Consider the following 225-nt stretch of genomic DNA (forward strand, 5'->3'; position numbering starts at 1 on the left):
TAAACATCATTTTGAATAAAATCAGCGGATCAAGTGAGGGGCGGCCTTTGTTTTCGCTGTAGTAAGGTTTCACCTTTTCAATGATGAAAGAGAAGTCTATGTGTTTATCAATTTTACGAAGCAGATGATCCTCTTCGACGAGTTGGTCAAGCAGAACAAATTCGGCTGCATTTTGAGAAGAATTTCTTGTGTGGAACATGAGAAAGACACCGTCCTTTTTAGTCT

At 39.1% G+C, this 225-nt stretch carries 1 pseudogene; it reads right to left on the reverse strand.

The annotated features are described in order from the left end of the window. Positions 1-199, reverse strand: a pseudogene (locus LNN34_RS21875) (IS5/IS1182 family transposase); the annotation flags it as partial. Between the last annotated feature and the right edge of the window lie 26 nt (positions 200-225).

This window comes from Bacillus sp. AF23 (assembly GCF_020861455.1).
GTDB lineage: Bacteria > Bacillota > Bacilli > Bacillales > Bacillaceae > Bacillus > Bacillus halotolerans.